This is a genomic window from Thermodesulfomicrobium sp. WS (assembly GCF_027925145.1).
Classification (GTDB): domain Bacteria; phylum Desulfobacterota; class Desulfovibrionia; order Desulfovibrionales; family Desulfomicrobiaceae; genus Thermodesulfomicrobium.
On record NZ_AP027130.1, the window covers coordinates 1,320,132 to 1,332,558 of the forward strand.

The following is a 12,427-nucleotide window of genomic DNA, read 5'->3' on the forward strand; positions in this document are numbered from 1 at the left end:
CTAATGGGCTTGGGCAGCGATGTGCTCCGCGTAGGCGCTGGCGGACAGGAGATCCTGAGGCGGTTGGGTAAGACGCACCCGGAAAAGCCAGCCTTCGCCGTAGGGGTCGCGATTGACGAGCTCTGGGGCGCTTTCCAGGGCGGCGTTGACGGCCACGACTTCGCCGGCCACGGGGCAGTAGATTTCACTGGCCGCCTTGACGGATTCCACGGTGCCGGCTTCGCCTCCCGGGGTAAGGCGTGCGCCCACGGCCGGGGTTTCCACGAAGGTCAGGTCGCCGAGCTGCTCTTGGGCAAAATGGGTGATGCCGATGATGGCCTCGTCACCGTCCAGACGGACCCATTCGTGGGAGGAACTGTAGAGGAGGTCTTGGGGAATCATGCAACACTCCTTAAGAAGGAAGATGGTTTTTGCCTTGAACTTGGCCGAGTATAGCGGTAACTCCCGCAAAGGGCAATGTGCCAATAACCGAAAGGAAATAGGGAAAGAGCATGCGAGCAAAACTGCTGGGGATTGGATTGGGGATGGCGGTGGTGCTGTGGAGTGCGGCTTGGGCGCAAGGTCCGTTGACGTCAAGCCAGGTGGAGCGCTTCGTGCGATCCTACGAGGAACTCAAGCCGGTCTTCGATGCCATGGAAGGAGAAGGCAGCCCGGAGGAAGAGAGCCCGGCGGCATTGGCGGCGCAGTGGGGCAAAGCGGTGATGCGCGACGCCAAGGCGCAGGCCGTGCTCGCCAAAAACGGCCTGGACGCCGCGTCCTGGGCGGACCTCGCCTCGCGGGTGATGAGCACTTACATGGTGCTCAAGATGAGCGAGGGCGGGGATTCTCCGCTTGTCCAGCTTCGGCAAAGCCTGGCGGAATTGGAAAAGGACACGTCGATCCCGGCATCCATGAAGCCGGAGATGGTCGCCAATCTTCGCCAGAGCATCGCCCAGTACGAGACCATGGAAAAGAACGTCTCCGACCAAGACAAGGCTGCGGTGCGGCCGTTGCTTCCTCGTTTGGATGCCGTCTTGGAGTGGACGGATCAGTAGTGGTAGGCCACCCCTGCCAAAATGGTGCTTGCCCGGTAGAGTTGCTCCAGAAGCACCACCAGGGCCAGCTCGTGCGGCAGGGTCATGGGGCCAAGGCTCACCTGGTCCCAGGCAGCGTCAAGCAGCTGCGGCGTCAGGCCGAAAGGTCCGCCCACGGCAAAGCACGGGACAAGGCCTTTGTCCCAGAGTCCGCCCAAAAGGCGGGCGAATTCCGCCGAGGTGCGCGCTGGCCCGGCATCGTGCAGGACAAGGAGCCGGTGGCGGGGCGTGATTTGGCTCAGGATACGGCGTGCTTCTTCTTCGCGGCAGCGGTCCCGCGGGCCGCGTCCCGGGGAAAGGGCGGTGAGGGTGAGGCGCAGGCGGGAGCGCAGACAGCGTTGGTAGTGATCTACCGCCTGCTGCCAGAAGGGTTTTTTGACCGAGCCAATGGTGAGGACCGTGACGGGATGCATGGTTCGGTGCTAGGCGGGAGGGCGGTCCATTGGCAAGGCTTGAGGAGGAGGTATGCACGAGCAGGATGTGGTGGAATCCTTGGTGAGGGTGGACGGAACCGAAGGCGACGAGCTGCTTTTTTGGGCTGAAGAGGAGCCGGTGGATGCCGTGCGCAGCACCTACCGCGTCCCTCTCGATGCGCAGGAGGCATGGCTGCGGTTGGGCGAGCAGTCCTGGCCGGTGCTCGATATTTCTCGCTGGGGGCTCGGGATTGCTCTCGAGGATGGGGCTCTCTTGGAGCCGGGCATGGTGCTCGAAGGGGCGCGGCTTGAAGTGGATGGGCGCACCCTGGCTGTGGATGTGGAGGTGGTGCACGTATCCGCGGACGTTGGGGAGCATTTGCGCTGCGGTCTTGCCGTGGTCCGGGCGGCCGAGGAGTTCGGGTCCTTTGTGGAGGAGTTCGTCACTCGGCGCAAGGCCCGGATCGTGGGGGAGGCGCACGCATGAATGCCGTCCGTCGAGATGTCCTGGGAGAGCTTTTCTCTGGAGAGGCGCATGAGACGGTGCAGGGTTTGGAAGAACTCAATGCCCTGATCCAGCAATGCGCTGCCCCCCAGAAAGCGTCCATCGTAGCGCCGAAAAAGCGGTCTCAAAGCCGCTGCCGCGTCCGCAAGGCGACGCATTACCTGCGTCCAGAGGTGTACGACCGGCTGGAGGCCGCAAGCCAGCGGTTGCGCGACGAGCTCGCCCCGGATGTGCGCGTTTCCAAATCGCGCCTCGTCAATCTGGCTTTGGCGCAGCTTTTGGAAGAAATCCGGCGCAAGGACGATCCGCGCGCCGTGGCCCGTCTTTTGGAGGAAAAATCATGACAACCGAACCCCTGCGCGTGGTGTGTCCGCGGTGTGGCAAGGAACACCGGGTGGATGTGTCCAAGATTCCTGCTGGCGCCACCAAGGCCCAATGCCGTGCCTGCGGCCATCGGTTTGCGCTTGCCGACAGTGCGCGGCCGTCGGATGCCCCCAAGGGACCGGGTCCGCGGCGTATCGGTGTGTGTTTGAGCAAAGGCGGAGTGGGCAAGACCACCACGGCCGTACACCTGGCCGCAGGACTTGCCTTGGCAGGCAATCGGGTCCTTTTGGTGGATACGGACACCCAGGGGCAGGATGCCTATTCGTTGGGGGTCAAGCCCAAGGCTGGGCTCACGGAGCTCGTGACCGGAGAGCTTTCGGCGGACGAGGCGGTGGTCAAGGCGCGGGAGAATCTGTGGCTCCTTGCGGGCGGCCGCTCTCTGGCTGGGGTGAAGCGCCTCATCGACCGCAAGGATTTTGGTGGTGAGCTCACGTTGGCGGAGGCCCTGGAGCCGGTGGAGACGAGCTACGACTACGTGGTGGTAGATACCTCTCCGGGATGGGACCCCTTGACGGTCAATGTGCTCTTTTATGTCTATGAAGTGCTCACCCCGGTGAGCCTGGAAGTCATGACCCTGCAGGGCTTGGTGGAATTCTTGAAGAGCATGAGCGCTATCCAGAAGTACCGCAGCGAAGTGGCGCTCAAGTATATCCTACCCACGTTCTACGATAAGCGCGTCAAGAATCCCGATGTGATCCTCAAGCGTTTGCAAGAGCTCTACGGCGACCTTGTGTGCGAGCCCGTCCGGTACAACGTGCGCCTTTCGGAGTGTCCGGCGTATGGCAAGACCGTGTACGAATACGCGCCGGGTTCCCATGGGGCGCAGGACTACCGGGCCTTGGTGCGCAAGGTGACCGGCAATCCCAAGCTGTTTACCATGGGCGGGTGAGGGTGGCGCAGCCCTCGGTGGTCTTCCAGCTCGCCCGGTTCGGCGATATCCTGCAAACCGGGCGCTTGATGGCGAGCCTGCCGCCGGGAGCGGTGCTCGTGGTGGATCGTGACTTGGCAGAGCTCGCCCGCCTTGCGTACCCTCAAGCCCAGGTGCTGGAGCTGCCGGTGCACGGCAAACGCCCCGGAGCATGGTCGTTGGTGCGCCGTGCGGTGGCCACGATGCAGTCTCTCGATCCTGCTGAAGTTTATCTACTCAATTATTCTGGACTTTCTGCGGCCTTGGCCGCGGCCTTTGCTGCGGAGCGCCTGCGCGGTTACGGCGGTGTGGGGGGGAGTCTGCGCGTGCCCCCATGGTTTTCGCTCCTCATTCGCTGGTCCCAGGAGCGCCGAAGCGCTGGCCTCAATCTGGTGGACGCCTGGGGGCTTCTTGCCCGGGAGCCGGCCGCGCCCGCTACGGTCCATCCTCCGGCGCAGCCGCGGGGGCGCACGCTGGGGGTGGTGCTTGCCGGGCAGCATCCACGGCGCTCGCTGCCGGCCTCGGTACTCGCCGCCTGGATCGGCGCGGCCCTGAGCCGCCTTGGCGGGGCGGACGTGGTGCTGCTCGGCGCTCCGGGCCAGGAGCGTTTGGCGGCGGAACTCATGGCCGCGCTGCCTGCGGCCCTTGGCCGCTCCACCCGCAACCTCGTGGGGCAGACCGGTTGGCGGCAGTTGTGGGCGACTGTGGCAGAATGCGGCCTGGTGCTTTCACCGGACACGGGTGTGGCCCATATGGCGGCCCGGTTGGGGGTGCCGGTCTTGGGGGCGTATTTGGCCTCGGCGTGGGTGCATGAGACCGGCCCCTACGGGGAAGGACACGTGGTGCTGCAATCGGTGCTTCCCTGTGCACCGTGCCTGGAGACCGCGGCCTGTCCCACGCCGGGGGCGTGCCTGGCGCCGCTTGCACAGCGGGAGACGATCCGCTGGATTGCCCGGGGCGAGGGGGCGCTGCCTGCGGGTGTCGTGGCCCTGCAAAGCGGCATGGATGCCTTGGGCGTGTGCTACCAGCCGGTGGCTGGAGAAGACCCCACTGCGGCCGGACGTCAGGCATTTCGCGCCCAGGTGGCGGCCGTATGGGGCCTGGGGGCGCCTGGATCAGGAGGCCATGCGTGGATGACGGAAAAAGACTGGATGCTGCCTGGGGTGGTGGGAGGTCTGTATGACTGATTGGGGGGTGCGCCGGATCCTGGTGGTGCTGCCGCTTTACGGCGGCTCGCTTCCCGTGGGCCGCGCTGTGGCCCGGGCCTTGGCGGGGCTGGGGCACGTGGTGGAGACCTTTGAGGCGCCGCTTTTCTATCCCACTTTTCAAAATCTGCGGGCGCTGCGTGTGGGCCCGGAGGCGGTGGACGCCCTGGAGAACGGATTTTTGCAGCTCGTCTCCCAGGCGGTGCTTGCCCAGGTGGAGCGCTTTTCGCCGGACCTGGTGCTGGCCATGGCGCAGGCACCGCTTTCCCGGCAGGCCTTGCGGCGCCTTGCCCGAGACGGGGTCCCGACGGCCATGTGGTTCGTGGAGGACTATGCCGTCTTTACCTATTGGCAGGCCTTTGCCCCGCTCTATGACTTTTTTTTCACCATCCAGAAGGAGCCGTTTCTGGAACGGCTGGCCGAAGTCGGCCAGAAGCGGGCCTCCTATCTCCCCTTGGCCGCGGATCCCGAAATCCATCGGCCAGTGCCACTCACCCCGGTGGAGCGGCGTACCTACGGCAGTGATGTCTCCTTCGTCGGCGCGGGGTATCCCAACCGGCGGCTGGCCTTTCGGGCCTTTGCGGACATGGATTTTCGCATTTGGGGCAGCGACTGGGACGGTGAGGAGATCCTGGCCCCGTACGTGCAGCGCGGTGGAGCGCGCATCGAGACCGAAGAGGCGGTGAAGATCTTCTGCGCTACCCGCGTCAATCTCAACCTGCACTCCAGCGTGCGGCCTGCGGTGACCGTGGGGGATGGCGATTTCGTCAATCCGCGCACCTTTGAGATCGCCGCCTGTGGGGCCTTTCAGGTGGTGGACCGACGAGCGCTCTTGGCCGAGCTTTTTGCCGATCAGGAGCTGGCGGTGGTGGACCATCTGGATGCCATGGTGGAGGCAACCCGGTATTTTCTCGCCCACGAAGAGGAGCGCACCGCCATGGCGGCGCGGGCCAGGGCGCGCGTGCTTGCCGAACACACCTACCCACAGCGCATGGAAACGCTCCTTGCTGTGGTGGGCGCGGCCTTGGGGTGGCGCAAGGCGGAGGCACACCCTTCCTTTGTGGAGCCGGATTTGGCGGCCGAGGTGACTGCCCTTGCCAGAAACCTAGGTTTGCGGGATGATGCCTCTTTCGAGGACGTGGTGGCCGCGGTTCGGGCCCGCGAGGGGACCCTCTCGGCCGTGGAGACCGCGGTGCTTTTTTTGGATGAATGGCGCAAACAGTATCGCCGCAAGGGCGCGGCGTAAGGAGCATGTATGCGCAAACCTTGGTGTGGCCTTGCCCCGGAAGGGATGCCGTTTCTTTTTCTCGCCACCCTTGCCACCATGGTCTTTGCCCTGGCGGAGTGGGTGGTCCTCAGCCTCGTGGGATTGGGAGTGGTGGCCTTTATCCTCAATTTTTTTCGCGATCCGGAACGGGTGGTGCCCCAGGAAAAGGGCGTCGTCGTGGCGCCGGCCGATGGCCGGGTGGTGCGCGTGGCCCCCATGCCGGACCCGGTGCACGGCACGCCGCGTATGGCGGTGTGCATTTTCATGAACGTCTTCAACGTGCATGTGAACCGGACGCCGGTGGCAGGCGTGGTGCGGCAGATGCGCTACATTCCGGGAAAGTTCTTCAATGCCTCCCTGGATAAGGCCTCCACGGACAACGAGCGCTGCATCATGGATTTGGAAGCTGAGGATGGCAGCCGCTTTACGGTCGTCCAGATCGCAGGCCTCATCGCCCGGCGCATCGTCGATTGGGTGCGGCCTGGGGACGCACTGCCGCGCGGGGTGCGGTTCGGCATGATCCGCTTTGGATCCAGGGTTGACCTTTACCTGCCGCTGGATTATGAGCCCAGCATCCAGGAGGGAGAGCGCACCGTGGCCGGCCAAACGGTGGTTGCCCGCAAGCGCGAACCCCTGGCATGAGTACGATTTTTTTATGGAACATCCCAAGCCCAAGCACCGCGGTTACTATCTGTTGCCCAACATGATGACCATGGCGAGCCTGTTTGTGGGTTTCGTGGGCATGCTGTGGTCCTTGGAAGGGCGTTTCGAGATGGCTGCGGTGGCTATTTTGGGCAGCTGTCTTTTCGATGGGCTGGACGGCAAGCTGGCCCGGCTGACCAATTCCGCCTCGGACTTTGGCGTCCAGTTGGATTCCTTGGCCGATCTGGTGGCCTTCGGCGTGGCCCCGGCCCTTTTGGTGTATCAGTGGCATCTGCATGCCTTTGAGCGTCTGGGCATGATGGCGGCGTTTTTGATCATTGCCTGCGGCGCCCTGCGTCTAGCCCGGTTCAACATCCAGACCGGCAAGATCAGCAAAAAGTTCTTCATTGGCCTGCCCATTCCCGCTGCCGCCTGCATCCTGGCCGCCTTCGTGCTCTTTGCCCATCACTTGGGCTTTGCGGCTACGTCGCTGGCCGCCCAGGTCCTCTTGGCCCTGTCCTTTGTGGTTTCCTTGCTCATGGTGAGCGCCGTCCGCTATTTTTCCTTCAAGGAGATGGACGGTCTGCGCACCCATCGCTTCAGCGCCACGGTGACCGCGCTCTTCCTGTTCGTGCTGATCGCTTCCGAGCCCAAGCTGCTGCTTTTTGTGTGTGGTTTGGGCTACCTGCTGTCCGGTCTCATCTATTCCTTTGTGCTGCTGCCCCTCCGGCGGCACTCGCTACGGCTACGAGACGCTCAGCGACTCTCGTAACCACCCATCCTCTTTTCTCGTTTTCGGTTGCTGGAACCACCCCGGAAATGGCCCTGCCAGAGGCTTCCAGCTGTTTTTTTATCCCCCATAACCTCAAAGGAGAAACGTATGTCTCAGCGAGTGTACATCTTTGACACCACCTTGCGCGACGGGGAACAATCTCCAGGCGCCACCATGAACCGCGAGGAGAAGATCCGCCTGGCCCGCCAGTTGGAGGCCTTGGGCGTGGACATCATCGAGGCGGGATTCCCGGCCGCAAGCCAAGGGGACTTCGAGGCCGTGCGCGATATCGCCCGTACGGTGCGCGGTTGCCAGATCGCAGGTCTGTGCCGGGCGATTCCCACAGACATCGACCGGGCCTGGGAGGCCGTGCGGGAAGGGGAACACGGCCGCATCCACACCTTCCTCGCCACCTCGGACATTCACATGCAGTACAAGTTGCGCAAAACCCGGGAGCAGGTGCTGGAGATGGTGGACGCCGCGGTGCGCTATGCTGCCTCCAAGACCTCCAATGTGGAGTTTTCCGCCGAGGACGCCTCCCGCTCGGACCCGGATTTTCTGGTCCAGGTCTTTACCCGCGCCATCGATGCCGGCGCCACCACCATCAATGTGCCCGACACCGTGGGCTACATCCAGCCGCAGGAGTTTGCCGACCTCATCGGCTACCTCTTGGAGCATATCCCCAACGCCCATAAGGCCGTGTTTTCCGTGCATTGCCATAACGACCTGGGCCTTGCCACGGCCAATACCCTGGCGGCCTTGCGCGCCGGCGCCCGGCAGGCGGAAGTGACTTTGGCGGGCATCGGGGAGCGTGCCGGCAACGCCGCCCTGGAAGAAGTGGTCATGGCCATGGAAGTGCGCAAGGACTACTACGGTCTGGAAACCGGTATCGTGAAGGAGCAGATTTATCCCTCGACACGACTGCTTTCCCTCATTATTGGCCAGCCCATTCCGCCGTACAAATCGATTATCGGTTCTAATGCCTTTGCCCACGAATCCGGCATCCACCAGGATGGGGTGCTCAAGCACCGGCAGACGTATGAAATCATGACTCCGGAATCGGTGGGACGCGCTGCGGAGGACATGGTCTTGGGCAAGCATTCGGGGCGGGCGGCCCTCAAGGCCCGTCTGGAGGGTTTGGGCTACGCCTTAAGCGAAGAGCAGGTCGATATCGTGTTTGCGGCTATGAAAAAATTGGCGGATCGGAAGAAAGAGATCTTCATCGAAGACTTGGAAGCCGTGGTGCTTGATGAGATCTTCCGCATCCCTGACAAGTACCGGTTGGAATATTTGAGCGCCATCAGCGGCAACATGGCCATCCCCAACGCGGTGGTGAAGATGTACGTGGATGGCGAGGAGCGCACGGTGTCCGATTTTGGCACAGGTCCTATTGATGCGGTGTTCCACACCATCAGCAAGACCGTGGGCCGGACCCCCAAGTTGCTGCGCTACGCCGTCAATGCCATCACCGGCGGCACGGACGCCCAGGGCGAGGTCACGGTGCGCATCGAGGAAAACGGCAAGTCCGCGGTGGGACGCGCTGCGGACGCCGATATCATCGTGGCCAGCGCCAAGGCGTATATCAATGCCTTGAACCGCCTGGCCAAACGTGAGGAGGAAACGGTATGGGCCAGAGTTTAGCCGAAAAGATACTGCAGCGGCACACCAACGATCCGGTGGAGGGGCCCGGGCAGATTGTCCGGTGTCGGGTGTCCTTGGCCTTGGCCAACGACATCACCGCGCCCTTGGCCATCAAATCGCTGCGCGCCATGGGGGTGTCTCGGGTCTTTGATCCCGAGCGGGTGGTCCTGGTGTGTGACCACTTCACCCCCAACAAGGATATCGACTCCGCCGAGCAGGTGAAGGTGGTGCGGGATTTTGCCCGCCAGTTCGGCATCGTCCACTACTACGAAGGCGGCGATGTGGGCGTGGAGCACGCCTTGCTTCCGGAACTGGGCCTGGTGGGGCCTGGCGATGTGGTGGTGGGTGCGGACTCCCACACCTGCACCTACGGGGGCTTGGGTGCCTTTGCCACAGGTCTGGGGAGCACGGACGTGGCTGCGGCCATGGCCTTGGGCGAGACCTGGTTCAAGGTACCGGAGACCATCCGCGTGGACCTGGTGGGGACGGTGGCGCCGTACGTGAGCGCCAAGGATTTCATCCTCGAGGTCATCGGCCGCATCGGCGTGGCTGGGGCCCTGTACAAGGCGCTGGAATTCGGCGGTCCGGTGGTGGACGCCATGAGCGTGGAAGGCCGCATGACCATGGCCAACATGGCCATCGAGGCCGGGGGCAAGGCCGGGCTCTTTGCCGCGGATGCCACGACCCTGGCCTACACCGCTGCCCATGGCCGCACCCAGGACGCCCCCATCGTTCCAGACGCGGACGCAGCGTATGCGCAGCGCCTGCGCGTGGACGTCACGGGCATGAGCCCGCGGGTGGCCTGTCCGCACCTGCCGGAAAACGTCAAACCCGTGGAAGAGGTTTCCGGCATCCCAGTGGACCAGGTGGTCATCGGTTCGTGCACCAATGGCCGCATCGAGGATTTGCGCGTGGCTGCGGCGGTGCTGCGCGGCCGCAAGGTGGCGCGCGGCGTGCGTCTTATTGTGCTGCCTGCCTCGCCCAAGGCCTACCGTTTGGCCTTGAACGAAGGTCTTTTGGAGGTGTTTTTGGACGCTGGCGCCGTGGTGGGGCCGCCCACCTGCGGTCCGTGTCTGGGCGGGCACATGGGGATCCTGGCCGGCGGCGAGCGCTGCTTGGCCACCACCAACCGCAATTTCCGTGGCCGCATGGGGAGCCTCGAATCCGAAGTCTATTTGGCCAGCCCTGCAGTGGCTGCGGCCACTGCCGTGGCAGGCACCATCATCCATCCGGCCCAGGTGGCTGGGTAAGGAGCATATCGATGCGTTTTGAAGGAAAAGCCCATGTGGTGGGTGATCATATCGATACGGATGCCATCATCCCGGCGCGGTTTCTCGTGACCGCAGACCCTGGAGAACTCGGGAAAAACTGCATGGAAGGCCTGACTCCAGGCTGGGTGCGGCGGGTGTCCCCCGGCGACGTCCTGGTGGCAGGGGAGAACTTTGGCTGTGGCTCTTCCCGGGAGCACGCGCCCCTGGCCATCCTTGGGGCGGGCATCCCGGTGGTGTTGGCCAAGAGTTTTGCCCGCATCTTTTATCGCAACGGCTTCAACATGGGGCTGGTGCTCTTGGAGATGGGCGACGCCATCGACCGCTTGGGCGATGGGAATGCGCTGGTGGTGGATGTCGCCCAGGGCGTGGTGGAAAACCGCACCACGGGCGAGACCTTTCAGGTGCGTCCGGTGCCAGGGTTCATGATGGAGATGCTTGAGGCCGGCGGCCTCGTCCAGTACGTGCGCCGGCGCCTGGGAGGTGCAGCATGAAGATCTCGGTGTGCGTGCTCCCTGGTGACGGCATCGGCCCGGAAATCACCGCCCAGGCGGAGCGGGTCCTTGCGGCGGTGGCTGAGCGTTTCGGCCACGCCGTGGAGATTCGGCGTGCGCTCATTGGCGGGGCGGCCATCGACGCCGTCGGTGTTCCGCTCCCTGAAGACACCGTGGCCGCGTGCCAGGCGAGTTCCGCCGTGTTGCTCGGTGCCGTGGGTGGGCCCAAGTGGGACGACTTGGAGCCTGCCCTGCGTCCGGAAAAGGGGCTTTTGGGGATCCGCAAGGCCCTGGGGCTCTTTGCCAATCTACGCCCCGCGGTGCTCTATTCCGAGCTTGCTGCATCTTCCCTGTTGCGTGCCGACATCGCCGCTCAGGGTGTGGATGTCTTGGTGGTGCGCGAGCTCACTGGTGGCCTTTACTTTGGCGAGCCCAGGGGCGAAGCAGTGGTGGACGGCGAACGTGCGGCGTTCAATACCATGATCTACCGCGAGTCGGAGATTGAGCGCATCCTGCGCGTGGCCTTTGAGGCTGCCCGTAGACGCCGTCGTCAGGTGTGCTCCGTGGACAAGGCCAATGTCCTCGAGGTCTCGCGCCTGTGGCGGGAGGTGGCGGCGCGGGTGTCCCAAGACTATCCGGACGTGGAGTTGACGCACATGTACGTGGATAATGCCGCCATGCAGCTCGTGCGCGCCCCTCATGCCTTTGACGTCGTGGTTACGGAGAACCTTTTTGGGGATATCCTCTCCGACGAGGCCGCGGCCATCACGGGAAGTCTCGGCATGCTGCCTTCAGCCTCCCTGGGTGCATCCGGCCCTGGCCTTTTCGAGCCCATTCATGGCTCTGCACCGGATATTGCAGGCCAGGACGTGGCCAATCCTTTGGCGACCATCTTGTCCGTGGCCATGCTGCTGCGCCATGGGCTTGGCCTGGAGGCCGAAGCCCAGGCCGTGGAGCAGGCAGTGCGCACGGTACTTGGGCGTGGGCTGCGCACTCGAGATATCGCCACCCACGGCGCCACTGTGGTGGGGTGCGCGCAGATGGGCGAGGCGGTACTCGCCGCCCTGTAGCCTTGCCGAGTAGGGCGGATTGTGGAAGGATTCTCCCGACTATGTACGGGAGGCGAGTATGGATGCACAACTAGAGCGCCTGGGCCTTGCCCCGCATGTTACGGACGCGGACCTTGCCCAGGCGTATGAAGACACTCCGGCCCCGGAAAAAGGGGTGATCAAGAATGCCGTAGCAATGGCCCACGCCCTGACCCGGGGCTGGGCCATGACCAGCGAGCGCGCCGTGCATTTGGGAAGCGCGGCGCTCAAGGAAAGCGCCCGGCCTGCGGCCTTTGCCGTGTTCCTCTATCACTCGGGGTGTTTTCCGTTGTCCGCTTTGGCTTCGGCCATCACCTTGGCCCTTGTGGCCCGCGTTCCCCAGGTGGCGGTGGTGGCTCCGGCGCCTTGGGACCGGGCGTTGCTTTTTGCCTGTGATTTCCTTTCCGTGCCATGGGTGTACTCCACCGATGTCGATGTTTCCGCCCTGGTGGCGGCCTTGGGTGTGGCCGGGGATGGGGTGGTGGTGGACCTAGGTTTGGGGGGCTTTCCCACGCCCCTTGCCTTTACTCCGGAAGACTACGGGGTGGTGGATACTCTTGGCCCTTCGCCCCAGGCCGAGGCGTACGCCCGCATCCTGGGGAGCCTGCGGCGTACCGACCCCAGTCAGCGGTCCCGCTGGTACCTGGCCTATAGCGAAGAAGAGGTGTGCGCCCGCTTTGTGCTGCCACCACGGCTCCTTGGCGGCTGGCCATGGGATCGGCTCGGGCCTGAGGATTTCTTGGTACGCACCACGATCTTTTCGTGAGG

At 63.9% G+C, this 12,427-nt stretch carries 15 protein-coding genes; 13 read left to right on the plus strand and 2 right to left on the minus strand.

Annotation, left to right across the window (positions count from 1 at the left end):
• Positions 1–381 carry a glycine cleavage system protein GcvH gene (gene gcvH / locus QMF81_RS06390; RefSeq protein ID WP_281749903.1) on the minus strand — a complete coding sequence of 127 codons (381 nt, stop codon included), beginning with the start codon at positions 379–381 and terminating at the stop codon, positions 1–3.
• 110 nt (positions 382–491) lie between these two features.
• Here gcvH and QMF81_RS06395 point away from each other — a divergent pair, with 110 nt between their 5' ends.
• Positions 492–1,034: a hypothetical protein gene (locus tag QMF81_RS06395; protein ID WP_281749904.1), complete on the plus strand. Its 543-nt coding sequence runs from the start codon at positions 492–494 to the stop codon at positions 1,032–1,034.
• On the opposite strand, the gene QMF81_RS06400 is transcribed toward QMF81_RS06395, so the two are convergent.
• Positions 1,028–1,486: a 23S rRNA (pseudouridine(1915)-N(3))-methyltransferase RlmH gene (locus QMF81_RS06400; protein WP_281749905.1), complete on the minus strand. Its 459-nt coding sequence runs from the start codon at positions 1,484–1,486 to the stop codon at positions 1,028–1,030. The two genes, QMF81_RS06395 and QMF81_RS06400, sit on opposite strands and share 7 nt — an antisense overlap.
• Positions 1,487–1,538: 52 nt before the next feature.
• Here QMF81_RS06400 and QMF81_RS06405 point away from each other — a divergent pair, with 52 nt between their 5' ends.
• The 12 genes from QMF81_RS06405 to QMF81_RS06460 all read left to right on the plus strand — a co-directional run bounded on the left by QMF81_RS06405 (position 1,539) and on the right by QMF81_RS06460 (position 12,425).
• Positions 1,539–1,973: a PilZ domain-containing protein gene (locus tag QMF81_RS06405; protein WP_281749906.1), complete on the plus strand. Its 435-nt coding sequence runs from the start codon at positions 1,539–1,541 to the stop codon at positions 1,971–1,973.
• Positions 1,970–2,335, plus strand: a complete 366-nt coding sequence (locus QMF81_RS06410; RefSeq protein ID WP_281749908.1) for a hypothetical protein — start codon at positions 1,970–1,972, stop codon at positions 2,333–2,335. Before QMF81_RS06405 ends, QMF81_RS06410 begins: the two co-directional genes overlap by 4 nt.
• Entirely contained in the window at positions 2,332–3,264 is a 933-nt protein-coding gene (locus QMF81_RS06415) for an AAA family ATPase (protein ID WP_281749909.1), read from the plus strand. Before QMF81_RS06410 ends, QMF81_RS06415 begins: the two co-directional genes overlap by 4 nt.
• 2 nt (positions 3,265–3,266) lie before the next feature.
• Positions 3,267–4,469, plus strand: coding sequence for a glycosyltransferase family 9 protein (locus tag QMF81_RS06420; protein ID WP_281749910.1), 1,203 nt, complete (start codon positions 3,267–3,269; stop codon positions 4,467–4,469).
• Positions 4,462–5,733: a glycosyltransferase gene (locus QMF81_RS06425; RefSeq protein ID WP_281749912.1), complete on the plus strand. Its 1,272-nt coding sequence runs from the start codon at positions 4,462–4,464 to the stop codon at positions 5,731–5,733. Before QMF81_RS06420 ends, QMF81_RS06425 begins: the two co-directional genes overlap by 8 nt.
• Before the next feature lie 9 nt (positions 5,734–5,742).
• A complete protein-coding gene (locus QMF81_RS06430; RefSeq protein ID WP_281749914.1) occupies positions 5,743–6,396 on the plus strand; it encodes a phosphatidylserine decarboxylase family protein in 654 nt (217 codons plus the stop codon).
• Positions 6,397–6,409: 13 nt separating this feature from the next.
• Entirely contained in the window at positions 6,410–7,168 is a 759-nt protein-coding gene (pssA, locus tag QMF81_RS06435; protein WP_281749915.1) for a CDP-diacylglycerol--serine O-phosphatidyltransferase, read from the plus strand.
• A 108-nt stretch (positions 7,169–7,276) separates the two neighbouring features.
• A complete protein-coding gene (locus QMF81_RS06440; RefSeq protein WP_281749916.1) occupies positions 7,277–8,809 on the plus strand; it encodes a 2-isopropylmalate synthase in 1,533 nt (510 codons plus the stop codon).
• Positions 8,794–10,059, plus strand: coding sequence for a 3-isopropylmalate dehydratase large subunit (leuC, locus tag QMF81_RS06445; protein ID WP_281749917.1), 1,266 nt, complete (start codon positions 8,794–8,796; stop codon positions 10,057–10,059). The genes QMF81_RS06440 and leuC overlap by 16 nt, the downstream gene beginning before the upstream one ends.
• A gap of 11 nt (positions 10,060–10,070) precedes the next feature.
• Complete coding sequence (locus tag QMF81_RS06450) at positions 10,071–10,571, plus strand: 3-isopropylmalate dehydratase small subunit (RefSeq protein WP_281749919.1); 501 nt, start codon at positions 10,071–10,073, stop codon at positions 10,569–10,571.
• Positions 10,568–11,641 (plus strand): 3-isopropylmalate dehydrogenase, encoded by a 1,074-nt coding sequence (gene leuB, locus QMF81_RS06455; protein WP_281749920.1) that lies wholly within the window; start codon positions 10,568–10,570, stop codon positions 11,639–11,641. The genes QMF81_RS06450 and leuB overlap by 4 nt, the downstream gene beginning before the upstream one ends.
• 58 nt (positions 11,642–11,699) lie before the next feature.
• Positions 11,700–12,425, plus strand: coding sequence for a hypothetical protein (locus QMF81_RS06460; RefSeq protein ID WP_281749922.1), 726 nt, complete (start codon positions 11,700–11,702; stop codon positions 12,423–12,425).
• The last annotated feature ends 2 nt before the right edge of the window (positions 12,426–12,427 follow it).

Excerpts from the sequence above, each read along its gene's own strand:
- gcvH (WP_281749903.1), bottom strand. The coding sequence starts at position 381 with ATGATTCCCCAAGACCTCCTCTACAGTTCCTCCCACGAATGGGTCCGT.
- QMF81_RS06395 (WP_281749904.1), top strand. The coding sequence starts at position 492 with ATGCGAGCAAAACTGCTGGGGATTGGATTGGGGATGGCGGTGGTGCTG.
- QMF81_RS06400 (WP_281749905.1), bottom strand. The coding sequence starts at position 1,486 with ATGCATCCCGTCACGGTCCTCACCATTGGCTCGGTCAAAAAACCCTTC.
- QMF81_RS06405 (WP_281749906.1), top strand. The coding sequence starts at position 1,539 with ATGCACGAGCAGGATGTGGTGGAATCCTTGGTGAGGGTGGACGGAACC.
- QMF81_RS06410 (WP_281749908.1), top strand. The coding sequence starts at position 1,970 with ATGAATGCCGTCCGTCGAGATGTCCTGGGAGAGCTTTTCTCTGGAGAG.
- QMF81_RS06415 (WP_281749909.1), top strand. The coding sequence starts at position 2,332 with ATGACAACCGAACCCCTGCGCGTGGTGTGTCCGCGGTGTGGCAAGGAA.
- QMF81_RS06425 (WP_281749912.1), top strand. The coding sequence starts at position 4,462 with ATGACTGATTGGGGGGTGCGCCGGATCCTGGTGGTGCTGCCGCTTTAC.
- QMF81_RS06430 (WP_281749914.1), top strand. The coding sequence starts at position 5,743 with ATGCGCAAACCTTGGTGTGGCCTTGCCCCGGAAGGGATGCCGTTTCTT.
- pssA (WP_281749915.1), top strand. The coding sequence starts at position 6,410 with ATGGAACATCCCAAGCCCAAGCACCGCGGTTACTATCTGTTGCCCAAC.
- QMF81_RS06440 (WP_281749916.1), top strand. The coding sequence starts at position 7,277 with ATGTCTCAGCGAGTGTACATCTTTGACACCACCTTGCGCGACGGGGAA.
- leuC (WP_281749917.1), top strand. The coding sequence starts at position 8,794 with ATGGGCCAGAGTTTAGCCGAAAAGATACTGCAGCGGCACACCAACGAT.
- QMF81_RS06450 (WP_281749919.1), top strand. The coding sequence starts at position 10,071 with ATGCGTTTTGAAGGAAAAGCCCATGTGGTGGGTGATCATATCGATACG.
- leuB (WP_281749920.1), top strand. The coding sequence starts at position 10,568 with ATGAAGATCTCGGTGTGCGTGCTCCCTGGTGACGGCATCGGCCCGGAA.
- QMF81_RS06460 (WP_281749922.1), top strand. The coding sequence starts at position 11,700 with ATGGATGCACAACTAGAGCGCCTGGGCCTTGCCCCGCATGTTACGGAC.